The following is a 22,563-nucleotide window of genomic DNA, read 5'->3' as shown; positions in this document are numbered from 1 at the left end:
CCCACGGGTGCTCGCCGGCCTTCAGAGCGCGAGTGCCGCGCTCGCCGGGCTGCCAGGTGGCGGCGGCAACAGTGTCGACCCGACGCCCTCGGCGGCCAGGGCGACGCGCAGCCGGTGCAGGTCGGCGCCGAAGCGGACCAGCCCGATCGGCTCGACGGGCGTCGGGGCCGAGCCGAGCAGCAGGGTGGCGCCGTCCGGCCAACCGGGCATCTCGGCGACCAGACCCGCGCGTACCTCGGCCTCGTCGACAAGGGTGAAGACCGTGCCGGGGGCGACCACCTCGGCGACAGTGTCGATCGCCCGTCGTACCGCGCCCAGGTCGGCAGGCGTCGGACCGGGACCGTCGGCCAGGGTTGCGGCGTCGGTCAGCGCGGCGGCGCGGGCCTCCGCAGTGCCGAGCGAGAAGAGGTCCTGGGCCGCGTCGCGGATCAACGCCCGAGCGCCCCCGGCGTCATCCTGATCAGTGGCGGGCAGGTAGCCCCGCACCACAGCGACCGGCACCTGATCGCACTTGCCCTTGATCAGCTCGCCGGCACCTGCCAGCTCGTCTACCACCGCCATCTGGGTCAACTGCAACTCGTTGCCGTACGGGTCGATCTCACCCCGGTGGTCGCGGATCGCCGGCATCCCGGCCACGCCGAGCGCCACGTCGGTGAGCCCGTTGCGCCAGGGCCGGCCCATCGTGTCGCTGATGATCACCGCCACGTCCAGGTCGTAACGTTCCCGCAGCGCGTCCCGCAGAGCCCGCGCCGAGGCGTCCGGGTCGACCGGCAGCAGCACCAGTTGGGTCTTGTCCACGTTCGACGCGTCGATCCCCGCCGACGCCATCACGAAGCCGTGACGGGTCTGCACGATCCGGGTCGCCCCCCGGCTGGCGACGACCCGGGCGGTCTCCCCGGCCAGGACCTCGTCCCGTGCGGCCAGCCGCTCCGGCCCGTCCGCCGGCACATCGACCAGCCGGCCCTCCGCCTTGGACACGATCTTGCTGGTCACCACGAGCACGTCGCCGTTGCGCAGCCACGGCGCGGCGGTCGCGATCACCGCCGCCAGGTCGTCGCCCTCTGTCACATGGCCGATGCCGAGCACCGGCAGAATCTCCAGCCTCACGTCAACTCCACCGCGGCGCGGACCATGGCCACCGTCGCCGCCTCGTCGGTCATCCGCAGCGGCACCGCGCGGACCGTCACCTCGGGCACCACAGCGCCCGCGTCCTCCTCGGCCACCAGCCAACCGTCCAGCAGGCCGCCGGCGGCCCGGCCACCGTAGAGGCGACCCACCCCCGCCGCGCTGCACTCGACACCGAGCACCGCCAGACACCGGTCGGCCATCCCCCGCACCGGCGCGCCGCCGATGATCGGGGACACACCCACCACCCGCGCCGGGCCGTCCGCCACGGCCTCCCGCATCCCCGGTACGGCAAGCACCGGCGCGACGCTCACCACCGGGTTGCTCGGCGCGATCAGCACCAGATCGGCCGAGGCGATCGCGTCCAGCACCCCGGGCGCCGGCTTCGCCGTCTCCGCGCCGACGAACACGAACCGCTGGGTGGGAATGTCGGCCCGGTACCGCACCCACCACTCCTGGAAGTGGATGGCCCGCTGACCCTCGTCGTCCTCCACCACGGCGTGGGTCTCCAGACGATCGTCCGTCGCCGGCAACAGGCGTACACCCGGCTCCCAACGGCTGGACAACGCCTCGGTGACAGCGCTCAACGGGTAACCGCCGTTGAGCATCGTGCTGCGGACCAGGTGCGTGGCGATGTCCTTGTCACCAAGGCCGAACCAGTTCGGCTGCGCCCCGTACGCGGCCAACTCCTGCTTGACCGTCCAACTCTCGCCGACCCGCCCCCAGCCCCGTTCCGGGTCGGCACCCCCGCCGAGCGTGTACATCACGCTGTCCAGGTCGGGGCAGATCTTCAACCCGTGCAACCACAGGTCGTCGCCGACGTTGACCACGGCGGTCACCTCCGCGCCGACGTCACGGGCGTACGCCCGGACCCCGAGCAGGAACCGGGCGCCGCCGATGCCGCCGGCCAGAACCACGATGCGCATGTCGACCATCCTCGCGCACGTGACGCCTCCGATCCGTGGGTGGCCCGGGAGACTAGGCTCACGTGCGCCCTGTCCGTCCACGCCCCGAGGGGGAGTTCGTGACCAGCCCCGCCGAGCCCGCGTCCGCTGACGCGTCGCAGGCCCGCCAGCTGACCAAGCCGCTACGGGAGCTCGCCGCGCTCGCGCTGCTCGGCGCCAACGCCGTGTTCCTCTTCGTGGGCCTGCTCCGGTTGATCGCCCCGAACGACTACAGCTCCTTCACCGATCGGGCGGGCAACGCCTTCTTCGCGTTCGTCGGGATGGAGGCGGTGGGTCTCCCACTGCTGGCGGTACTGCTGGCCACGCACATCTCGCCGGTGGTCGCGAAGGCGAAGCTGATCACACAGGCGGCTGTCGTCGAGTACGCGGTCAGCGCCCTGTTCGGCACACTGACCATGCTGATCTGGACGGTTGGGCGACTGGCCGAGGCCGAGATCCTCGACGCGCTGCTCGGTGTGCTCACCCGCTTCGCCTGGATCGTGATCTTCGCGGTCGCCGCGTGGGTGGTCTACACCATCTGGCGCGCCCACTACTACGTGCCGCGACCCAAGCCCCAGCCTGGCGTCTACGGGCAGCCGCAGCCGGGGTGGCCGCAGCAGCAGGGCGGTTGGCCGGCCCCGGGCCAGCCCGGTGGTCAGCCCCAGGGGGGATGGCCCGCCCCCGGCCAGCCGGGTGCCTACCCACAGTCCAGCCAGCCGGGCGCCTACCCGCAGTCCGGCCAGTACGGTCAGCCGTCGCCGCCTTTCCAGGCTCCGCAGTCGGCCCCGCCGTTCCCGCAGTCGGCCCCGCCGTTCCCGCAGTCGTCGCCGTCGGTCTCGCAGTCCGCGCCGCCGTCCCCGTCGGTCCCGCAGTCGTCGCCGTTCCCACAGTCGGCCCCGCCGCACGCGCAGTCGTCGCCGTCGGTCCCGCAGTCCGCGCCGCCGTTCCAGGCACCGCAGTCAGCGCCCCCGGCGAACCCCGCCCCCCAGTCGTCGCCGCCGTCCCCGGCCGCGCCGCCGTTCGGGCAGCCGCCGTCAGCCGACCCGACTCAGGCGATCCCGCGCCAGTCCGCCGACCCGACCGAGGTCATCTCCCACCCCACCGACGCGGACACCGACCGCACCCAACACATCAGGCCCAACGACCACCCGGACCAGCCGCGCTGACCCCAAGATCGCGTCGATCTTGCGCTTTCGGTGGTCGAAATGAGCGAACTGCCCCCTAAGTCGCGACACAAACTGCAAGATCGCGAAGTGAGGGCGCGTCAGGTGCGTCGATCATGGAGTTGTGGTGCCGGATTTGGGCCTTAAAGTGACGTTTTATTGCCCACCACAACTCCTTGATCGACGTGGCACGGCTGGTCGGCGCGCCCAGGATGAGGGTGACGGCGCGGCGTGAGGCTCGACGGTGCCGGCAGGGCGCGCGCATAGGGCATGGGACTTGCAGCGCGGGACACGGGCACGGGCACGGGCACGGGGCATTGAGAACCGGCAAATGGCGCGGGGCTCGAGGTTCCGGGCTTGGGGCATCGGGCTTGCAGCTCGGGGCTCGGGCTTGGGGCTCGGGCTTGGGCTCGGACATCAGCCTCGGGGCGCGGGGCTGAGGGTGCGGCGGGGTGCAGGGTTGGGGCGGGCGTGGTGGGGACTGGTGGGGTGTCTTCGCGCTGCGCATAGGGTGGGTGGATGGTTGATCGCACCCACTCCGGCCCGAGCGACGCGAGCGTGCGGCGGGCCCTGGGCCGGGCCGCGAACGGGCGGGCACTGGACGTCGACGAGGCGGCGGCTCTGCTTTCCGCCCGCGGCGACGTGCTCGACGAACTTTTCCGGATCGCCGGTGGGGTCCGGGACGCCGGGTTGCGTGACGCCGGGCGGCCGGGTGTTGTCACGTACTCCAAGAAGGTTTTCATCCCGTTGACCCGGCTCTGTCGGGACCGCTGCCACTACTGCACCTTCGCGACTGTGCCGCATCGGCTGCCGGCGCCGTTCCTGGATCGCGACGAGGTTCTCGCGATCGCCCGGGCCGGTGCCGCGCAGGGTTGCAAGGAGGCGCTGTTCACCCTGGGTGACCGCCCGGAGGAACGCTGGCCGGCGGCCCGGACCTGGTTGGACGAGCGCGGTTACGACTCGACCCTGGACTACCTGCGTGCCTGTGCGGTGGCGGTGTTGGAGGAGACGGGTCTGTTGCCGCATCTCAACCCGGGGGTGCTGTCCTGGTCGGAGCTGCAACGGCTCAAGCCGGTCGCGCCGAGCATGGGCATGATGTTGGAGACGACGGCGACGCGGCTGTGGTCGGAGCCGGGTGGCCCGCATTTCGGTTCACCGGACAAGGAGCCGGCGGTCCGGTTGCGGGTGCTCGACGACGCGGGCCGGGTGGGGGTGCCGTTCACCACGGGCATCCTGATCGGTATCGGGGAGACCTCGGTGGAGCGGGTGGACGCGCTCTTCGCGATCCGCCGCGCGCACCGGGAGTACGGCCACCTCCAGGAGGTGATCGTGCAGAACTTCCGCGCCAAGCCGGACACGGCGATGCGCGGCATGCCGGACGCGGAGCTGCACGACCTGGCCGCGACGGTGGCGGTGGCCCGGTTGCTGCTCGGCCCGAAGGCCCGGATCCAGGCCCCGCCGAATCTGATCGCCGGCGAGTACGAGCTGCTGCTGCGCGCGGGCATCGACGACTGGGGTGGCGTTTCGCCGCTCACCCCGGATCACGTCAACCCGGAGCGCCCCTGGCCGCAGATCGAGGAGTTGGCCCGGCACACCGAGTTGGCCGGTTTCACGTTGCGGGAGCGGCTGACGATCTACCCCGAGTACGTGCGTGCGGGGGACCCGTGGCTCGATCCACGGCTGCTGCCGCACGTCAGCGCGTTGGCCGACCCGAGCACCGGCATGGCTGTCGAGTCGGCGTTGCCGCAGGGGCGACCGTGGCAGGAGCCGGAGGAGGTGTTCGGCGGTCGGGTCGACCTGCACGCCACCATCGACACCACCGGCCGCACCGATGACCGGCGCGGCGACTTCGACAGCGTGTACGGCGACTGGTCCGAGGTCGCTGGCAAGGTCACCCCGGAGGCGACGGCCCGCCGGGTGGGCGTACCCCTGGCACCGGCCGGGAGTGGCGCGGACGGTGACGTGACGGCCGGGTTGCGGTTGGCCGCCGACGACCCGGCGGCGCTGCTCGAACCCCGGCACGCCGATGCCGCCCTGGCGTTGTTCGGCGCGGACGGGCCGGCGCTCGACGAGTTGTGCCGCCTCGCCGACGACGTGCGCCGCGCGGCGGTCGGCGACGATGTCACCTACGTGGTCAACCGCAACATCAACTTCAGCAACGTCTGCTACGTGGGCTGCCGCTTCTGTGCCTTCGCGCAGCGGGAGCGGGACGCCGACGCATACCGGCTCTCGGTGGAGCAGGTGGCGGACCGGGCCGAGCAGGCGTGGGCGGCCGGTGCCAGCGAGGTGTGCCTCCAGGGCGGCATCGACCCGAAGATGCCGGTCACCGGGTACGCGGACATCGTGCGCGCCATCAAGGCCCGGGTGCCCGAGATGCACGTGCACGCGTTCTCGCCCATGGAGATCGTCACCGCTGCCGCGAAGGCCGGGGTGCCGGTCCGTGAGTGGCTGCTCCAACTGCGCGAGGCCGGGTTGGACACCATCCCGGGCACCGCCGCCGAGATCCTCGACGACGACGTGCGCTGGGTGCTGACCAAGGGCAAACTCCCGGCCGCCGCGTGGGTCGACGTGGTGAGCACCGCCCACGAGCTGGGCATCCGGTCCAGCTCCACGATGATGTACGGCCACGTCGACCACCCCGGGCAGTGGCTGGCGCACTTCCGGGTGCTGGCCGGGGTGCAGGACCGTACGGGCGGGTTCACCGAGTTCGTGGCGTTGCCGTTCGTGCACACGAATGCTCCGATCTATCTGGCGGGTATCGCCCGACCCGGGCCGACCTGGCGGGAGAACCGGGCGGTGCACGCCATGTCCCGGTTGCTGCTGCACGGCCGGATCGACAACATCCAGTGCTCGTGGGTGAAGCTCGGCGACGAGGGCACCGTCGCGATGCTCCAGGGTGGCTGCAACGACCTCGGCGGCACGCTGATGGAGGAGACGATCTCCCGGATGGCCGGTTCCGACAACGGTTCGGCGCGTACCGAGGAGCAGTTGCGGGCCATCGCGAAGGCCGCCGGACGTCCGGCGCGCAAGCGGTCGACTGCGTACGGTCACGCCCGGCCCTGACGTCGAACCTTTCCCCGCCACTGGCCGTACCACGCGGTGCCGGTGGCGGTCGTGGCGAGGACCGCCACCGGTGTCCCCTCAGGGGCCCGGCGGCGTCGTGAGACGGCACCGGACCCGTCCGTCTCCGCGGGCGCGTTCGCGCCACCGCCGGAAAGGTTGCCCATGACCAGTGATCAGCGGAAGCGGCAGTGGCCGCGACTGACCCGCAGGCAGACGTTGACCGCCGCGGCCAGCGCCACCCTCGGCGCCGCCGCGCTCACCGTGCCGGGCCTGTCGGCCGCGCAGAATGCCCCCGGCGCGGCCGGTCGAGCCGACGAACCGATTGTCGTGCACCTGCGTGACGCCGACTCCGGAACGATGGACGTCTTCGTCGGTGAGAAGCGGATCGAGGTACGCGACCGTGGCCTGGCGGACCGGTTGCGGCGCGCCGCCCGGCGCTGACCCGCCCCCTGCGCCCCACCGTCCTGTCCCCGCCCAGTGAGGTTGGTCCGTCATGTCTTCCCACCGCGAGGCCCCGGAGATAGCCAAGGATCCGGTCGCCGACAGCTCCGACCTGTACGCGTTCGTCAGCCCCGACAAACGCGACACGGTCACGTTGATCGCCAACTACGTGCCGTTGCAGCTTCCCTCCGGGGGCCCGAACTTCTTCGAGTTCGGTGACGACGTGCGCTACGAGATCCATATCGACAACGACGGCGACGGCCGTCCGGATGTCACCTACCGGTTCGAATTCACCACCGAGATCACCAACCCGAACAGTTTTCTCTACAACACCGGCCCGATCGACTCGCTGGACAGCAAGAACTGGAACCGGCGGCAGTTCTACAGCCTGACCCGCGTGGCCGACGGCCGTGAGCACCGGCTGGCGCACAGGCTGCCGTGCCCGCCGTGCAACGTCGGCCCGCTGTCCACCCCCAAGTACGCGGACCTGGTACGGCAGGCCACCTACTCGCTGTCCACGGGGGAGCGGGTCTTCGCCGGGCAGCGCGCCGACGGGTTCTTCGTCGACCTCGGGGCGATCTTCGACCTTGGCACGCTGCGGCCGTTTCAACAGCTGCACGTCGCCGGGAAGAAGATCTTCAAGGCCGAGGGTGAGCCGGTCAACGCCACGGACCGGATGAACGTGCACAGCATCGCCGTGCAGGTGCCGCTGGAGCGGGTGCGTCGGCGCGCCAACCGGTACGGTGCCGGCGACCGCGCATCGGTCATCGGGGTGTGGACGTCGGCGTCGCGCCGGCAGGTGCGGGTGCTCGGCGACCGGGGTGCCGCCGACACGGCCACCGGCCCGTTCACCCAGGTCTCGCGGCTGGGAAATCCACTGTTCAACGAGGTCATCGTGCCGATGTCCAAGAAGGACCTGTGGAACTCGCTGCCGCCGTCGGAGGACAAGCGCTTCGCCCAGTTCGTCGAGCAGCCGGAGCTGGCCGCCCTGCTGCCGGCGCTCTACCCGGACGTCTTCCCCAACCTGGACAAGCTCACCAAGGCCAAGAAGGCCCGCGCCGACCTGGTGGCGATCCTGCTCACCGGCGTGCCGGCCGGGCTGATCGACGGCTTCACGAACGCCACCGGCGACGTGCAGGCGGACATGCTGCGACTGAACACCGCCATTGCGCCGACCAGGCGCCCGGACCGGTTCGGGGTGCTCGGGGGCGACCTGGCCGGTTTCCCGAACGGGCGGCGGGTCGGCGACGACGTGGTGAGCATCGCGCTGCGGGCGATCGCCGGGGTCACCGTCCCGCTCGTGGACAAGACGTTCACACCGGACGCTGCGGCCGCCGCTGTCACCCCGGGGCTGAGCGCCGCCGACGTGACAGCGCCGTTCCTCGGAAACTTCCCCTACCTGGGTACGCCGTACGACGGGTTCAACAACCCGTCGGCGGGGTCCTGATCGGCACGGGGGGCGAGCGGATGCACGAGCACGCGTACGGGCCGTCGGAGACCGGGACTGTGATCCTCGACCTGGGCGGCGACACCGGTGCCCTGATCGTCTACACGGGTCGGGATCTGCACGGCCGGGAGATCGAGATCAGTCGCGACGATGATCGGCGGGTGCACTCGGCGGTACGGGAGCGTCGGGTGCGGGACGGCTCCTTCCACAGTGCGGTCTATCCGGATCTGCCGAGCGGGATGTATACCGTCTGGTGGGACGACCGTACGCCCGCCGGCACGATTTCTGTCCATGGTGGAGAGATAGCTGAGTTTGCGTGGCCCAGCAGCGGATTTGGGGCCACTGGCTGACCTCGACGCACCGGTTTCACCACCGCGCCCCGTCCACATCGTGGACGGGGCGTGAGTGCTGTCCACAGCTGGACGGGCAGTCTGCGCCGCGCCGCGTTAACCTGTCCCCCACCAAGATCAGCTTAGGGGTGGGAGGTCTTTGGTGCCGTCCTGCCGGTGACTCGACGGGGGAGCGCCACGGCAGAAAAGTCGGGCAACTCGCCGGAGAGGGCGTTACTCGGCCGGGGTCTGAATCGATAGGGCAGGTTGCGAGGCTGGACGGCCCGAGTGGCCGGCCGGGGGTGTCGGGAGGGCGACTCCATTATCAAGTTTGGCTTGACGGCGCACGCATTACACGCGTGTAATTTGAATGGGGTTGTTCGCGCGGAACGCAACAAAACGGGACCGGACGGACAAGCACGCCTTTCGCGTGGGGGGTTGCAGCGGCGATGACGCCGGTGCGCGACAAGGAGGCATTTGATGGACGGCCAGCTTGAGGTGGCCGACCTGCTCGGAAACGCGCCGGAGTGGCAGGAGCGGGCACTGTGCTCGCAGACCGACCCCGAGGCGTTCTTTCCCGAGAAGGGCGGCTCGACTCGCGAGGCGAAGCGAATCTGCTCGCGCTGCGAGGTCAAGACCGAGTGCCTCGAGTACGCACTCGGGCACGACGAGCGGTTCGGCATCTGGGGTGGGCTCTCCGAGCGGGAGCGGCGCAAGTTGAAGCGGCGGGTCGCCTGAACGGTGTGAGGCAGAGGCGGGGTCGCCTGGCGCCGTGAACGTGGGGCGGATGCTGGGCGATGTGAGATCGAGGCGGAGTCGCCCCGGCGCCGTGAACGTGGGGGTGGCGCCGGGCGGTGTGAGGTCGAGGCGGCGGGGGCCGCCCGACTTCCCGCTCTCCGCCCTCGGCTGTCCGCCCTGGGCTCTCCGCCCCGGGTCGGCTCAGGCGAGTTCGTCCGGGTCCACGCCGAGAAGGTTCGCCACCTGTTCGATGATCACGTCATGGACGAGATCGGCGAGGTCCTCACGGTCCATCGCCCGGAACTCCAGGGGTCGCCGGTACAGCACGATCCGCGGCGGCACCTCCTGCCGGCCCGGGCGACCGGGCAGCAGCCGGGCCAGTGGGACCTCGCCGTCCTCCAACACATCGGAGTCGTAGACGTTCAGGTCCGGTGGGACGTCCTCGACCGCGAACTCGACGCCGGCCAACTCCTTGGCGAACCGACGCTCAAGCGTCTCGACGGTGTCCAGGACCAGGTCGTCGAAGACCTCGGCCTTGGTCCGCGCCAGCGGCACGGTGGCCGGCACCAGCCGACCACGCAGGCCACGCCCGTGCCGGTCACGGTGCGCACGCCGGCCGGAGCCGGGGCGGCGGTGTTCCGGGCTCGTCATGAGGCAAAGGGTAGCGCCCGTGTCGGGCCGCCCAGCGGCAGCGCCGATCCCGTGGCGCGGCGCGCCCAGGACGGTCGAGTGTGATCACCATGACGGGCGTGTCGCAACGCGAAGCGATGCGCTGGACCCGGTAATGGAGATACCCTGCCGCACGTGAGGTCACCACGGCGCTGCTCCCGTAACGGCTGCCCCCGGCAAGCGGTCGCCACATTGACCTATGTCTACAACGAGTCGACAGCGGTGGTGGGGCCACTGGCGGCATTCGCCGAGCCGCACACGTACGACCTGTGCGAGCCGCACGCCCGCAGCCTGACCGCGCCGCGGGGCTGGGACGTCGTCCGACACGAGGGCGAGTTCGAGCCACCGCCGCCCACCACCGACGACCTGGTGGCGCTGGCCGAAGCGGTCCGCGAAGCCGCCCGCCCGGCCCCCCGCCCCCCGGAGCCGGACCAGAACCGCCCCGAGAACCCCCACCAGACCGGCCGCCGCGGCCACCTCCGAGTAATCCCTCCCAACCACTAACCCCCCCCGCGGGCCCGCCCCCCGCCGGCCCGCCTCCCGGCGCGCCCGCCGCCGTACCCCGCCCTCCCGGCGTTGATCAAGACGTTTCGGTCATCGGTCGGCGTGTTTTTGACGGAAACCTCTTGATCAACGCCGTCGAGCGCCGGCGCGGGCGTCGGTGGGGTGGTGGGGTGGGGTGGTGGGGTGGGTTAGAGCTTGGTCCAGGCTTCGGTTAGGACTGTGCGGAGGATCTGCTCGATCTCGTCGAAGTGCTGCTGCTCGGCGATCAGGGGCGGGGCAAGTTGGATGACGGGGTCACCCCGGTCGTCGGCCCGGCAGTAGAGGCCCGCCTGGAACAGGGCGGTGGAGAGGAAGCCCCGCAGCAGTCGCTCCGACTCGGCCTCGTCGAAGGTCTCCCGGGTGGTCTTGTCCTTGACCAGTTCGATCCCGTAGAAGTAGCCGTCGCCACGGATGTCGCCGACGATCGGCAGGTCGTGCAGTTTCTCCAGGGTGGCCCGGAAGGCGGCCTCGTTGGCGCGTACGTGCCCGACCAGATCCTCGCGGGCGAAGACCTCCAGGTTGGCCAGGGCCACCGCGCAGGAGACCGGGTGGCCACCGAAGGTCACCCCGTGGGCGAACATGCCCGTCTCGGTGAGGAAAGGTTCCATCAGCCGGTCGCTGGCGATCATCGCACCGAGCGGGGCGTACCCGGAGGTGATGCCCTTGGCGGTGGTGATGATGTCGGGTTGGTAGCCGTAGCGCACCGCGCCGAAGTACTCGCCCAGTCGCCCCCACGAGCAGATCACCTCGTCCGAGACGAGCAGCACGTCGTACGCGTCGCAGATCTCCCGTACCCGCTCGAAGTAGCCGGGCGGCGGCGGAAAGCACCCGCCGGAGTTCTGCACCGGCTCCAGGAAGACCGCGGCGACGGTGTCCGGCCCTTCCCGTTCGATGGCCCGACCGATCTCGTCGGCGGCCCAGCGGCCGAACGCCTCGGGGTCGTCGCCGTGCTCGGGCGCCCGGTAGAAGTTCGTGTTCGGCACCTTGATCGCGCCCGGCACCAGTGGCTCGAAATCACTCTTGATGCCCGGCAGGCCGGTGATCGACAGGGCACCCATGGAGGTGCCGTGGTAGGCGATGTACCTGCTGATCGCCTTGTACTTGTTGGGCTTCCCGGTGCGCTTGAAGTAGGCGCGGGCCAGTTTCCACGCCGCCTCGACCGCCTCGGAGCCGCCGGTGGTGAAGAAGATCCGGTTGAGGTCGCCCGGGGTGAGAGCGGCGATCCGCTCGGCCAGCTCGACGGCCTTCGGGTGCGCATACGACCAGAGCGGGAAGTAGGCCAGCTCGCCGGCCTGCTTCGCGGCAGCCTCGGCCAGTTCGGTGCGGCCGTGGCCGGCGTTGACGACGAAGAGGCCGGCGAGCCCGTCCAGGTAGCGGCGACCCTGCGCGTCCCACACGTACGTTCCCTCGCCGCGCACGATGGTCGGCACTTCACCGGCGGAGTAGCTCGCCATCCGGGTGAAGTGCATCCAGAGGTGGTCGGTGGCGTTGGCCATGTCGAGCCCCATCGGTCGTCGGGCCGGTTCAAGGGGTGAGGCCGGCCGCTCTGCCAACGGTTATCGCACAGTCTCAACCTCGGAAGCAAGTGTTATCGGCGGTATCACGGTCAGTTGGCGACGGATTTAGCGCACGCGCGCCATGGATGCAACGGAATCCGCACCATCGCCGGTCTGGTCGGTCGGGGGTCGGCGGTCGGCGGTCGCCGAGAGCTGGAGGTGTTGGTGGTCGCGGCCTTTGGAGTTGAATCGTTTGCGATATCACGGCCGCTTTGTCGACGCGGTACGCGCTCGCCTGGGTTTCGGGCCTGGCTGGTCAGCCGGGTGGACTCGTCGCCGGTCCCGCTGGCCGCCGAATCGTTTACGACATCAGCTCTAAAGGGCCCGACTGGTGGCCGCGCCCCCTCTTGGCCGCCGGCTCGAGCCACTCCGGTTCATTGAAATTGCGGTGTCCGGGCGTGGCTGACACCGCGTTATTGGTGAAGTCGAGTGGATCAAGGGCGCGGGCCAGGTTGCTGCCGGGTCGGGGCCACCTTGGCTCAGGCCGGGACCGGGAGGCGACGTGACGCGAGCCTGGGAGGCGCGGGGCGGGGTCGAGGTGAGGCGGGGTCGGGAGGCGCGGGGCGGGGTCGAGGTGACGTCGGTCGGGAGGCGCGGCCGCGGACTGGGGAGGTGCGGACCTTGGGACGTTGGTGGGGCACTTCGGGGGCGGTCGGAGGGCGTCCTGGATGCGCGCCAACACGTCACACCGCAACACGCCGGTAGGCCGAAGACACGGACACTCAGCGTGGTTATCGTCCGCCGCAACGTGCATCGAGCGGCGTCGCAGCCACCTGGTGGCGGGGAGAGCTACGGCACGGAAGAGCGGTAGGAGGGTCTGGTGGCGAACGAGGCGTTGCGGGTGGCGATGGCCGAGGCGGGGGAGACGGTTGAGTCGTTGGCCGAGAAGGTCCACGTCGACCCGAAGACGGCGGCGCGGTGGCTCGCCGCTGGGCGCATCCCGCATCCGCGTACCCGGGTGGCGGTGGCCAAGGTTCTGCGACGTGACGCGGCCGACCTGTGGCCCGAGCCGTTCCGCCGCCGTGACCTGCCGTGGTTCCGGCCGTGGGCTGAGCTGGAACAGGACGCAACCTCGCTCAGGTCCTACCAGCCGCTGCTGGTGCCGGGTCTGCTTCAGACCGAGGGGTACGCCCGCGCGGTCCTGGGCACCGGTGGGCTGGTCGCACCGTCCGAGGTGGACCAGATCGTGGCGGGCCGCATCGAACGGCAGGTGATCCTGTGCCGCGACGCCCCACCTCAGCTCGTGGCGGTGATCGACGAGGTGGTGCTGCGCCGGCCGGTCGGGGACGGGTCGGTGATGGCCGGGCAACTGGCCCACCTCGCCGCAGTGGCGGAGTGGGAGCATGTCCAGGTCCGGGTCATCCCGGCCGACAGCCCGTGGCACACCGGTCTGGCCGGGCCCTTCGTCTTGGGCCGGCTGCCCGACGGGACGGAATTGGCGTATCTCGACAACCAGCTTCGCGGTCAGGTCGTGACCGATTCTCTCGACGTCGCTAATCTGGGACGCAGGTGGGAGAGCGTCACCGGCGAGGCGTTACCCCGACGACGGTCGATCGAGCTGATCAGGGAAGTGGCCACGACATGGACATGACCGACGCCCGCTGGCGCACCGCGACCCGCAGCAGCAACAACGGCGGTGACTGCGTCGAGGTGGCCGACAACCTGCCCGGTCGGGTGCTGGTGCGCGACAGCAAGGACCGCGACGGGGGCACCCTGGCCTTCGCCCCGACCGCCTGGGCATCGTTCGTCGGCGCGGTCGGCGCGGCGGGCCGCTGATCCACTCGGGTTCACGAAAGTCGGGGCATCAGGGCGGCCCGGACACCCCGACTCTCTGGAGGCTGAGTGGATCAGGGGAGGGTCAGGCCGTACCCCAGGTGTAGGTCTGCTTGCGGAGCTTGAGGTAGACGAACGCCTCGGTGGAGAGCACCCCGGGCACCGCGCGCAGTCGTTGCAGGATCTCCAGCAGGTGGTCGTCGTTGCGGCAGACCACCTCGGTGAGCAGGTCGAACGACCCGGCGGTGATCACCACGTAGTCGACCTCGTCCAGCTCGGCCAGCCGGTCCGCCACCGCTTCCAGGTCACCGTCGGTACGCAGGCCGATCATCGCCTGTCGGTTGAAGCCGAGCTGGAGTGGATCGGTCACCGCCACGATCTGCACCACGCCGGAGTCGAGCAGCCGCTGCACCCGCTGGCGGACCGCCGCCTCGGACAGCCCGACCGCCTTGCCGATCGTCGCGTACGGGCGGCGGCCGTCCTCCTGGAGTTGCTCGATGATCTGCTTGGCCACGTCATCCAGCAGAGCGTGATTGGCGCCTTCACGGACAGCAACGCGTCGACCGCCGTTGCTGTTCTCGTGCTGCCGGTTTGTCATTGCCCGCTCCCCATGTGCCGAATCTTGATGTCGCGCGTGTAACCCCGCGTAGTCTGGCGTATTTCGTCGTACATCGCTATTCCCGCAACGGAATCCCTTGTAAGGGAGGTCACCTCATGTCAGGATCAGTCGTCCATGGCACTTGACCCTCCCGACATTCCCGCCGGCGTGCCTCCCCCGTCCCGCCCGCCGACGATGACCCCCTAGGAGTCGTCATGCGTACTCCCCTCCGGCCCCTCTCCCGGCGTGGACTGCTCACCGGCACTCTCGGTTCGGCGGCCCTGCTCAGCATGGGCGGCAGCCTTGCGGGCTGCGGCACCAAGGGCGCGCAGCAGACCGAAGCCGGCTGTGTCAGCGAGGACCTTTCCGGCACCGAGAAGAAGCTTGCCTTTGCGAACTGGCCGCAGTACATGGACGTGGACGACAAGGACGAGTCCAAGCGGCCGAGCCTCGACGAGTTCATCACGAAGACCGGCATTCAGGTGACCTACACCGAGGACATCAACGACAACAACGAGTTTTTCGGCAAGGTGCAGAACCAACTCGCCGCCTGCCAGAGCACCGACCGGGACATCATCGTGCTCACCGACTGGATGGCGGCCCGGATGATCCGGCTCGGCTGGATCCAGAAGCTCGACCCGGCGAAGATCCCGAACGTGCAGGCCAACCTGTTGCCGTCGCTGCTCAACAGGCCCTTCGACACCGAGAACCGGATCTCCATCCCGTGGCAGTCCGGCCTCGCCGGCCTGGCGTACAACGGCAACGTCACGAAGGAACTGCGGACCGTCGACGAACTGCTCACCCGCCCCGACCTCAAGGGCAAGGTGACGGCGCTCAGCGAGATGCGCGACACGATGGGTCTGCTGCTCGGGTCGAACGGGCACGACCCGGCGAACTTCACCGCGGCCCAGTTCGACGACGCTTTGAACAAGCTCAAGAAGGCAGTCGACTCCGGGCAGATCCGCAAGTTCACCGGCAACGACTACGCGCCCGACCTCGCCAAGGGCGACATCGCCGCATGTATCGGCTGGTCCGGGGACGTCATCCAACTCTCCGGCGAGGACGAGAAGGTGCGGTTCGTCGCGCCGGACTCGGGCGTGATGCTCTACAGCGACAACATGATGGTCCCCAACAAGGCCACCCACCGGGGCAACGCCGAAGCCCTGATGAACTACTACTACGAGCCGGCGGTCGCGGCGAAGCTGGCCGCGTACGTCAACTACATCTGCCCGGTCAAGGGCGCCCAGGCCGAGATGGAGAAGATCGATCCCGAGTTGGCCGCCAACCCGCTGATCTTCCCGGACGAGGCGCTGCTGTCGAAGTCCACAGTGTTCATGGCCCTGGACGAGAAGCAGGAGAAGGAGTACGAGGGCAAGTTCCAACAGGTCATCGGGGCGTGACGGGGATGGCACGCGAAGCACCCGCCGGCGACCTGCGCCTGGCCGACCTCACCAAACGGTTCGGCGTCTTCACCGCCGTCGACGACCTGAGCCTGACCATCGAGCAGGGTTCGTTCTTCGCGCTGCTCGGCGCGTCCGGCTGCGGCAAGACCACCACGTTGCGGATGATCGCCGGTCTGGAGGAGCCGACGAGCGGCCAGGTGCTGCTCGGCGACACCGACATCGCCCGGCTGCGCCCGTACAAACGGCCGGTCAACACCGTCTTCCAGAGCTACGCCCTCTTCCCGCACCTCAGCATCTTCGAGAACGTCGCCTTCGGGCTGCGTCGCCGTGGCATCCGCTCGGTCGACGACGAGGTCACCCGGATGCTGTCACTGGTGCAGCTCGACGGGTACGGCAACCGCCGCCCCGCCCAGCTCTCCGGCGGTCAGCAGCAGCGGGTCGCGCTGGCCCGCGCCCTGATCAACCGGCCGCAGGTGCTGCTGCTCGACGAACCGTTGGGTGCCCTCGACCTCAAGCTGCGCCGGCAGATGCAGATCGAGTTGAAGCGCATCCAGACGGAGGTGGGCATCACCTTCGTCCACGTCACCCACGACCAGGAAGAGGCCATGACCATGGCCGACACCGTCGCGGTGATGAACGCCGGTCGGATCGAGCAGTTGGGTGCCCCGGCCGACCTGTACGAGTTCCCCGCCACCGCCTTCGTGGCGAACTTCCTCGGCCAGTCCAACCTGCTCGCCGGGGACGCCACCGGCGTCAGCGGCGGCGACGTCACCGTCACGGCACACGGCACGCGCCTCTCGGTGCCCGTCGGCCGCTCGCGCGCCGAGAACGGTCCGGTCCACCTGGGGGTACGCCCCGAGAAGCTGATTCTGGTCGACTCCGCCGACCAGGTGCCCGCTGGGCATCAGCACGTCACCGGGGTGGTCACCGACGCCTCCTACGTGGGAGTCAGCACCCAGTACCTGCTGCGCACCGGCTGGGGCACCGAGCTGTCGGTGTTCGCCGCCAACAGCGGAACGTCGACGCCGGTGGCGGTCGGCAGTGAGGCGGTGGCGTACTGGGATCCGCGGCACGCGTTCCTGCTACCCCGCGCCGACGGCGACAGCGACCGGACGTCGCCGGTGCTCGACGAGCCGGTGGGTGCGTCGTCGTGACCCTCCTGGCTCCCACCGGAGCGGGGCACCCGCCACCCGCACCACCGGCAGCCCGGTCCGGGCGACGCCGACTCCTGCCGTACCTCCTCTTGTTGCCGGGCGCGGCCTGGCTGCTCATCTTCTTCGGTGTGCCGCTCGTGCAGTTGGCGGCGGCCAGCCTGTACGACCCCAGCGGCTCGCTCTCCACCGGGTACGCGATGACCTGGGCGGTCGGCAACTACCCGGACGTGGTGCAGGCGTACTGGCCGCAGTTCCTGCGCTCGTTCGGCTACGCCGGGCTGGCCCTGGTGCTGGCGCTGCTGCTGGGCTACCCGCTGGCGTACGCGATAGCGCAGAAGGCCGGCCGGTGGAAGAACCTGCTGCTGGTGTGTGTCGTCGCGCCGATGTTCACCAGCTTCCTGGTCCGGACGCTGGCCTGGAAGACGATCCTGTCGGACAACGGCGCGCTCGTCGGCCTGCTGCGCGACGTGCACCTGCTCGCCCCGGACGGTCGGCTGCTGGCCACCCCGTTCGCCGTGGTCCTCGGCCTGACGTACAACTTCCTGCCGTTTCTGGTGCTGCCGCTGTACGCGAGCCTGGAGCGGCTGGACCACAGGTTGCTGGAGGCGGCCACCGACCTGTACGCGAGCCCGGTGCAGGCGTTCCGCCGGGTCACGCTGCCGCTGTCCATGCCCGGTCTGGTCGCCGGCACGCTGCTGTTCTTCATCCCGGCCAGCGGCGACTACATCAACGCGGAACTGCTCGGCACCCCGAACGAATACATGATCGGCAACGTCATCGACTCGGCGTTCCTGGTCCGACTGGACTACCCGCAGGGCGCCGCGCTGTCGTTCCTGTTGATGGCGGCGATCCTCGCTGTGGTCTTCGGTTACCTCCGCCGAGCCGGCACGGAGGAGGTGCTCTAAATGAGACTCTCGTGCTGGTGGGCGGACCGCTGGGTGATGATCGTGGCGTTGCTGGTGCTCGGCTACCTGGCGCTGCCGATCCTGGTGGTGGCCGCGCTGTCGTTCAACCGGCCGTCAAGCCGATTGTCGTACGACTTCAACGAGTTCACGTTGGACAACTGGCGGCAGCCGTGTGCCACCTCGGACATGTGCGACGCGGTGGTCCGCAGTGTGCAGATCGGCTTCATCGCCACGGTTGTCGCCACGGTGCTCGGCACCCTGATGGCGTTCGCGCTGGTCCGGCACCGTTTCCGGGGCCGGTCCGGGATCAACGTGCTGATCTTCCTGCCGATGGCCACGCCGGAACTGGTGATGGGTACGTCGTTGCTGGCCCTGTTCGTGTCGGCGGGCGTACCGCAGGGTTTCTGGACCATCGTGATCGCGCACGTGATGTTCTGCGTGTCGTTCGTGGTGGTCACCGTGAAGGCACGGCTCGCCGGGATGGACCGGCGGCTGGAGGAGGCCGCCATGGACCTCTACGCCAACGAGTGGCAGACCTTCCGGAGGATCACCCTGCCGCTGGTGCTGCCCGGCATCGTGGCCGCCGCGTTGCTCGCCTTCTCGCTGAGCTTCGACGATTTCATCATCACGAACTTCAACGCCGGCACCACCGTCACGTTCCCGATGTACGTCTGGGGCGCTGCCCAGCGTGGCATCCCCCCGCAGGTGAACGTGATCGGCACCGCGATGTTCGCCATCGCGCTGCTGCTCGTGGGGCTCAGCTCGCTGCGCGGTCGACGGGCCCGCCGCGCCAACCTGCTGGCCGGGCCGGCACGTCCCGTACGTCGGCCGTCATGACGTCCTCACCTGCGGATCGTCCGACGGAGACGCCCTCGTGACGCTCCCGGACACCGGCCGGGCGTTGGCCGACGCGGCACCAGTGCCGTACTGGCTCGATCGCCCGGACCGCCCCGATCCACTGCCGCCACTCGGTGGACGGCAGTCCGCCGACCTGCTGGTGATCGGCGGCGGTTACAGCGGGCTGTGGGCCGCGTTGCTGGCGAAACAGGCCGACCCGGACCGGGACGTGCTGCTCGTCGACGCCGGAACCTGCGGGTGGGCCGCGTCCGGGCGCAACGGCGGGTTCTGCGCCGCGTCGCTGACCCACGGCCTCGCCAACGGCGTCGACAGGTTTCCCGACGAGGTCGGCGAGCTGGAACGCCTGGGCCGGGACAACCTGGACGCCATCGCCGCCACCGTCGCAAAATTCGACATCGACTGCGACTTCGAGCGCACCGGCGAACTGGCCGTCGCCGTCGAGCCGTACCAACTCGACGCGCTGGCCGCCGACGCGGACCTGGCCCGCCGGTACGGCCACCGGGTACGGCTGCTCGACCGCGACGAGGTGCGCGCCGAAGTGCACTCCCCGACGTACCTGGGTGGCATGTTCGACGCCGACCGGGTGGCCATGGTGGACCCGGCGAAGCTGGCCTGGGGTCTGCGCCGCGCCTGCCTCGACCTCGGCGTACGCGTGCACGAACACACCAGGGTCACCGGCCTGCGCGCCGACGGCGCGGCCCTGCACGCCAGCACAGTGGGCACCGACCCCGCCGCCCGGCCCGCCGCCACTCTGCCCGGCTCGGTCCGGGCGCGCCGGGTCGTGCTGGCCACCAACGCGTTCCCGCCGCTGCTGCGACGGCTGCGGGCGTACGTGGTGCCGGTCTACGACCACGTGCTGATGACCGAACCGCTCACCCCGACCCAGCGCGACGCCATCGGCTGGCGCAACCGACAGGGGCTGGCCGACACCGCCAACCAGTTCCACTACTACCGGATCACCGCCGACGGGCGGATCCTCTTCGGCGGCTACGACGCCGTCTACCACTACGGCAACCGGGTCGCGCCCGAACTCGAACAACGACCGGCCACCTTCACCACCCTCGCCCGCCACTTCTTCACCACGTTCCCGCAGCTCGCCGACGTGCGCTTCAGCCACCGGTGGGGCGGGGTCATCGACACCTGCACCCGGTTCTGCCCGTTCTTCGGCACCGCCTACGGCGGTCGGCTGGCGTATGCGGCCGGCTACACGGGCCTCGGCGTCGGGGCCACCCGCTTCGCGGCCCGGGTGCTGCTCGACCTGCTCGACGGCGGGAACACCCCGCTGACCCGGCTCGACCTGGTTCGCCGCAAGCCACTGCCGTTCCCGCCGGAACCCGTCCGCGCGGTCGGCATCAACCTCACCCGCTGGTCACTGGCCCGCGCCGACGCGCGCGAGGGTCGGCGCGACCTCTGGCTCCGTACTCTCGATCGTTTCGGTTTGGGGTTTGATTCCTGATGCGTGTCCTCCTCGTCGGCGCCGGTGGCGTCGGCTCCGCCGCCGTAGCCATCGCCGCCCGACGGACCTTCTTCGAGACCGTCGTCGTCGCCGACCACGACCCCGTCCGCGCCCAACGGGCGGTGGCCGGACACGGTGACCGGTTCGTCGCCGCCCAGGTCGACGCCTCCTCCGCCGAGGAGGTCACCGCGCTGTGCCGGGAGCACCGCATCACGCACGTGCTCAACGCCGTCGACCCGCGGTTCGTCATGCCCATCTTCAACGGCGCGTTCGCCGCCGGCGCGGACTACCTGGACATGGCCATGTCACTGTCCCGCGCGGAGACCGGTGTGAAACTCGGCGACGAACAGTTCGCGCTGGCCGACACCTGGTCGGCGGCCGGTCGACTGGCACTGTGCGGCATCGGCGTCGAGCCCGGCCTGTCCGACGTGTTCGCCCGGTACGCCGCCGACGAACTCTTCACCGAGATCGACGAGATCGGCGTCCGGGACGGGGCGAACCTCACCGTCGACGGGTACGACTTCGCGCCCTCGTTCTCCATCTGGACCACGATCGAGGAATGCCTCAACCGGCCCGTCGTCTGGGAGCGGGACCGGGGCTGGTTCACCACCGAACCATTCTCCGAACCGGAGGTCTTCCACTTCCCGGAGGGAATCGGGCCGGTCGAGTGCGTCAACGTCGAGCACGAGGAGGTGCTGCTCATCCCGCGCTGGGTCGAGGCCCGGCGGGTCACCTTCAAGTACGGCCTCGGCAACGAGTTCATCGAGGTGCTCAAGACCCTCCACAAACTCGGCCTGGACGCTGTCACACCGGTGCGGGTCCGTGGCGTCGACGTCTCCCCCCGTGACGTGGTGGCCGCGAGCCTGCCCGACCCGGCCACGCTCGGCACCCGGATGCGTGGCAAGACCTGCGCCGGCACCTGGGTACGCGGCCTCGGCCCGGACGGGCAACCCCGGGAGGTCTACCTGTACCACGTAGTCGACAACGAATGGTCGATGCGGGAGTACGGGCACCAGGCCGTCGTCTGGCAGACCGCCGTCAACCCCGTCGTCGCGTTGGAGTTGCTCGCCAGCGGCGCCTGGGCCGGTGTCGGGGTGCTCGGGCCGGAGGCGCTGCCCCCGATGCCGTTCCTCGACCTGCTCACCAGCTACGGCTCGCCCTGGGGCCTGGAAGAGCGGTGACCACGCCCCGGTGACTGACGGCATCGCGACAGTTCCGTCGTCACCAGTGGACAATCCCCGCCCCCGCCCCGCCCGCTGACCGCGTGGATCATGGAGTTGTGGTGGGCGTGATGTGCCAAATTGCGGCATTCGTGCACCACCACAACTCCATGATCGACCCGGGTGGCTCGACTCGGTGCGTAGCACGGTTGGGCAGGCTGCTGGGGGTTGTGCACAGGAGGGGTAGTTATCCACAGGACGCATCATTGGGGTCGAGGATTGGTGGCCTGGTGCTGCAGATTTCTGCGGCATGGCAGAACCTCTGTATCGATACAAGGAGTTACTCGCAGCCGGCCTCAGCCGGGAACAAGTGCGCAGGTTGACCGACATGTCCCGCCTACACCGACTGTCACGGAGCGTCTACGCGCCGTCAGCCGACCAGATCCGAAGCCTGCCGGCAATATTCCGGCGGCTGCCCGCAGGCGCCGTCGTCGGCTTCCACACGGGCGCGCAACTGCACGGCTTCGGCGACGCGCGTAGCCCCGACGTGCACGTAATCGTGCCGGCGGGGGAGAGCGTCCCCCGTATTCGCGGCGTGGTTACCCACGAGGCGGTGCTGCCGGTGCGTGATCCGGTGCTGCTGGCCGGAGTGCCCTGTGCACCCGCCGCCAGGTGCGCGGTGGACCTGGCCCGGTCGTTGCGCCGGATGGATGCGCTGCCGCTGTTGGACCTTTGCCTTCGCGTAGGGGCCTGTCGGTCCGAGGAACTGAGGGTCGAAGTCGTTCGGCACGATCGTTTGCGTGGAGTCTGCCAGGCACGTGATCTCGTACCACGCGCCGATCCTCGTGCAGAGTGTCGGCAGGAGAGTCAGCTACGCCTGGTGCTGATGGATGGCGGCCTGCCGACGCCCGAGCCGCAGATCTGGGTCCCGGACAGCAATGGGATACCCCTCTATCGCCTGGATCTTGGGTACCGGCGACACCGCGTCGGTGTGGAGTACGACGGACTGTCTCACCTGGACCGTGTCCGCCTCCGTCGCGACCGCGCCCGAACGAACTGGCTCGCCGCCAACGGCTGGCAGATGCGCCACTTCACGGACGAGGACCTGTACCGGCGGCCTACCCACATCATCCGAACCTTGATCCCACTCCTGGGCCCCTAGCCACCGCCCCACCCAGCCTTTACTGCCTGCCTGCCTGCCTGCCCACCCGCCCCCGCCCCCGCCCCCGCCCCCGCCC

At 69.9% G+C, this 22,563-nt stretch carries 21 protein-coding genes; 16 read left to right on the top strand and 5 right to left on the bottom strand.

What is annotated here, in order from left to right:
• Positions 1–21: 21 nt before the first annotated feature.
• The gene (locus ABZ406_RS18720; RefSeq protein WP_357762913.1) at positions 22–1,107 is read right to left on the bottom strand and encodes a coenzyme F420-0:L-glutamate ligase; all 1,086 of its coding nucleotides are present in this window, start codon (positions 1,105–1,107) and stop codon (positions 22–24) included.
• Positions 1,104–2,051, bottom strand: coding sequence for a 2-phospho-L-lactate transferase (gene cofD / locus ABZ406_RS18715; RefSeq protein WP_357762910.1), 948 nt, complete (start codon positions 2,049–2,051; stop codon positions 1,104–1,106). The genes ABZ406_RS18720 and cofD overlap by 4 nt, the downstream gene beginning before the upstream one ends.
• 98 nt (positions 2,052–2,149) lie before the next feature.
• Between cofD and ABZ406_RS18710 the strand changes: the two genes are divergently transcribed.
• The 6 genes from ABZ406_RS18710 to ABZ406_RS18685 all read left to right on the top strand — a co-directional run bounded on the left by ABZ406_RS18710 (position 2,150) and on the right by ABZ406_RS18685 (position 9,250).
• Positions 2,150–3,235 carry a hypothetical protein gene (locus tag ABZ406_RS18710; RefSeq protein ID WP_357762907.1) on the top strand — a complete coding sequence of 362 codons (1,086 nt, stop codon included), beginning with the start codon at positions 2,150–2,152 and terminating at the stop codon, positions 3,233–3,235.
• Between the two features lie 516 nt (positions 3,236–3,751).
• Positions 3,752–6,295: a bifunctional FO biosynthesis protein CofGH gene (locus tag ABZ406_RS18705; protein WP_357762904.1), complete on the top strand. Its 2,544-nt coding sequence runs from the start codon at positions 3,752–3,754 to the stop codon at positions 6,293–6,295.
• 162 nt (positions 6,296–6,457) lie between these two features.
• A complete protein-coding gene (locus tag ABZ406_RS18700; RefSeq protein ID WP_357762901.1) occupies positions 6,458–6,736 on the top strand; it encodes a hypothetical protein in 279 nt (92 codons plus the stop codon).
• Between the two features lie 52 nt (positions 6,737–6,788).
• Complete coding sequence (locus ABZ406_RS18695) at positions 6,789–8,183, top strand: DUF4331 domain-containing protein (protein ID WP_357762898.1); 1,395 nt, start codon at positions 6,789–6,791, stop codon at positions 8,181–8,183.
• A gap of 20 nt (positions 8,184–8,203) precedes the next feature.
• Positions 8,204–8,533, top strand: a complete 330-nt coding sequence (locus ABZ406_RS18690) for a phospholipase (RefSeq protein ID WP_357762895.1) — start codon at positions 8,204–8,206, stop codon at positions 8,531–8,533.
• Between the two features lie 459 nt (positions 8,534–8,992).
• Positions 8,993–9,250, top strand: a complete 258-nt coding sequence (locus ABZ406_RS18685) for a WhiB family transcriptional regulator (protein WP_088980572.1) — start codon at positions 8,993–8,995, stop codon at positions 9,248–9,250.
• Between the two features lie 201 nt (positions 9,251–9,451).
• Here ABZ406_RS18685 and ABZ406_RS18680 read toward each other — a convergent pair whose 3' ends face one another.
• A complete protein-coding gene (locus ABZ406_RS18680; protein ID WP_074316962.1) occupies positions 9,452–9,901 on the bottom strand; it encodes a metallopeptidase family protein in 450 nt (149 codons plus the stop codon).
• Positions 9,902–10,054: 153 nt separating this feature from the next.
• Between ABZ406_RS18680 and ABZ406_RS18675 the strand changes: the two genes are divergently transcribed.
• A complete protein-coding gene (locus ABZ406_RS18675) occupies positions 10,055–10,423 on the top strand; it encodes a DUF3499 domain-containing protein (RefSeq protein ID WP_091394110.1) in 369 nt (122 codons plus the stop codon).
• Positions 10,424–10,611: 188 nt separating this feature from the next.
• On the opposite strand, the gene ABZ406_RS18670 is transcribed toward ABZ406_RS18675, so the two are convergent.
• On the bottom strand, positions 10,612–11,958 hold the full coding sequence (locus ABZ406_RS18670; RefSeq protein ID WP_357762890.1) for an aspartate aminotransferase family protein: 1,347 nt from the start codon (positions 11,956–11,958) through the stop codon (positions 10,612–10,614).
• Between the two features lie 907 nt (positions 11,959–12,865).
• On the opposite strand from ABZ406_RS18670, the gene ABZ406_RS18665 reads away from it, so the two are divergent.
• Together ABZ406_RS18665 and ABZ406_RS18660 are read left to right on the top strand one after the other, a co-directional pair.
• A complete protein-coding gene (locus tag ABZ406_RS18665) occupies positions 12,866–13,609 on the top strand; it encodes a Scr1 family TA system antitoxin-like transcriptional regulator (protein WP_357763346.1) in 744 nt (247 codons plus the stop codon).
• On the top strand, positions 13,600–13,794 hold the full coding sequence (locus ABZ406_RS18660; protein ID WP_357762887.1) for a DUF397 domain-containing protein: 195 nt from the start codon (positions 13,600–13,602) through the stop codon (positions 13,792–13,794). Before ABZ406_RS18665 ends, ABZ406_RS18660 begins: the two co-directional genes overlap by 10 nt.
• 82 nt (positions 13,795–13,876) lie before the next feature.
• On the opposite strand, the gene ABZ406_RS18655 is transcribed toward ABZ406_RS18660, so the two are convergent.
• Positions 13,877–14,389 carry an Lrp/AsnC family transcriptional regulator gene (locus tag ABZ406_RS18655; RefSeq protein WP_354941307.1) on the bottom strand — a complete coding sequence of 171 codons (513 nt, stop codon included), beginning with the start codon at positions 14,387–14,389 and terminating at the stop codon, positions 13,877–13,879.
• A gap of 215 nt (positions 14,390–14,604) precedes the next feature.
• Here ABZ406_RS18655 and ABZ406_RS18650 point away from each other — a divergent pair, with 215 nt between their 5' ends.
• From ABZ406_RS18650 to ABZ406_RS18620, 7 genes are all read left to right on the top strand, one after another.
• Positions 14,605–15,789 (top strand): spermidine/putrescine ABC transporter substrate-binding protein, encoded by a 1,185-nt coding sequence (locus ABZ406_RS18650; protein ID WP_357762883.1) that lies wholly within the window; start codon positions 14,605–14,607, stop codon positions 15,787–15,789.
• Positions 15,790–15,794: 5 nt separating this feature from the next.
• On the top strand, positions 15,795–16,946 hold the full coding sequence (locus ABZ406_RS18645) for an ABC transporter ATP-binding protein (protein ID WP_357762880.1): 1,152 nt from the start codon (positions 15,795–15,797) through the stop codon (positions 16,944–16,946).
• On the top strand, positions 16,943–17,851 hold the full coding sequence (locus ABZ406_RS18640; protein WP_357762877.1) for an ABC transporter permease: 909 nt from the start codon (positions 16,943–16,945) through the stop codon (positions 17,849–17,851). Before ABZ406_RS18645 ends, ABZ406_RS18640 begins: the two co-directional genes overlap by 4 nt.
• Positions 17,852–18,688, top strand: a complete 837-nt coding sequence (locus ABZ406_RS18635) for an ABC transporter permease (RefSeq protein WP_357762874.1) — start codon at positions 17,852–17,854, stop codon at positions 18,686–18,688.
• Between the two features lie 37 nt (positions 18,689–18,725).
• Positions 18,726–20,165, top strand: a complete 1,440-nt coding sequence (locus tag ABZ406_RS18630) for an FAD-dependent oxidoreductase (protein ID WP_357762871.1) — start codon at positions 18,726–18,728, stop codon at positions 20,163–20,165.
• Positions 20,165–21,346: a saccharopine dehydrogenase C-terminal domain-containing protein gene (locus ABZ406_RS18625; RefSeq protein WP_357762868.1), complete on the top strand. Its 1,182-nt coding sequence runs from the start codon at positions 20,165–20,167 to the stop codon at positions 21,344–21,346. The genes ABZ406_RS18630 and ABZ406_RS18625 overlap by 1 nt, the downstream gene beginning before the upstream one ends.
• A gap of 289 nt (positions 21,347–21,635) precedes the next feature.
• Positions 21,636–22,487 (top strand): type IV toxin-antitoxin system AbiEi family antitoxin domain-containing protein, encoded by an 852-nt coding sequence (locus tag ABZ406_RS18620; RefSeq protein ID WP_357762865.1) that lies wholly within the window; start codon positions 21,636–21,638, stop codon positions 22,485–22,487.
• The last annotated feature ends 76 nt before the right edge of the window (positions 22,488–22,563 follow it).

This window comes from Micromonospora sp. NPDC005710, from assembly GCF_040630995.1.
GTDB lineage: Bacteria > Actinomycetota > Actinomycetes > Mycobacteriales > Micromonosporaceae > Micromonospora.
This window is presented reverse-complemented; position numbering and strand designations above follow the sequence as displayed.

Bases quoted from the DNA above. Each gene is read 5' to 3' on its own strand.
- cofD (WP_357762910.1), bottom strand. From the start codon at position 2,051: ATGCGCATCGTGGTTCTGGCCGGCGGCATCGGCGGCGCCCGGTTCCTG.
- ABZ406_RS18705 (WP_357762904.1), top strand. From the start codon at position 3,752: ATGGTTGATCGCACCCACTCCGGCCCGAGCGACGCGAGCGTGCGGCGG.
- ABZ406_RS18700 (WP_357762901.1), top strand. From the start codon at position 6,458: ATGACCAGTGATCAGCGGAAGCGGCAGTGGCCGCGACTGACCCGCAGG.
- ABZ406_RS18695 (WP_357762898.1), top strand. From the start codon at position 6,789: ATGTCTTCCCACCGCGAGGCCCCGGAGATAGCCAAGGATCCGGTCGCC.
- ABZ406_RS18690 (WP_357762895.1), top strand. From the start codon at position 8,204: ATGCACGAGCACGCGTACGGGCCGTCGGAGACCGGGACTGTGATCCTC.
- ABZ406_RS18685 (WP_088980572.1), top strand. From the start codon at position 8,993: ATGGACGGCCAGCTTGAGGTGGCCGACCTGCTCGGAAACGCGCCGGAG.
- ABZ406_RS18680 (WP_074316962.1), bottom strand. From the start codon at position 9,901: ATGACGAGCCCGGAACACCGCCGCCCCGGCTCCGGCCGGCGTGCGCAC.
- ABZ406_RS18670 (WP_357762890.1), bottom strand. From the start codon at position 11,958: ATGGCCAACGCCACCGACCACCTCTGGATGCACTTCACCCGGATGGCG.
- ABZ406_RS18665 (WP_357763346.1), top strand. From the start codon at position 12,866: ATGGCCGAGGCGGGGGAGACGGTTGAGTCGTTGGCCGAGAAGGTCCAC.
- ABZ406_RS18660 (WP_357762887.1), top strand. From the start codon at position 13,600: ATGGACATGACCGACGCCCGCTGGCGCACCGCGACCCGCAGCAGCAAC.
- ABZ406_RS18655 (WP_354941307.1), bottom strand. From the start codon at position 14,389: ATGACAAACCGGCAGCACGAGAACAGCAACGGCGGTCGACGCGTTGCT.
- ABZ406_RS18650 (WP_357762883.1), top strand. From the start codon at position 14,605: ATGCGTACTCCCCTCCGGCCCCTCTCCCGGCGTGGACTGCTCACCGGC.
- ABZ406_RS18645 (WP_357762880.1), top strand. From the start codon at position 15,795: ATGGCACGCGAAGCACCCGCCGGCGACCTGCGCCTGGCCGACCTCACC.
- ABZ406_RS18635 (WP_357762874.1), top strand. From the start codon at position 17,852: ATGAGACTCTCGTGCTGGTGGGCGGACCGCTGGGTGATGATCGTGGCG.
- ABZ406_RS18625 (WP_357762868.1), top strand. From the start codon at position 20,165: ATGCGTGTCCTCCTCGTCGGCGCCGGTGGCGTCGGCTCCGCCGCCGTA.
- ABZ406_RS18620 (WP_357762865.1), top strand. From the start codon at position 21,636: ATGGCAGAACCTCTGTATCGATACAAGGAGTTACTCGCAGCCGGCCTC.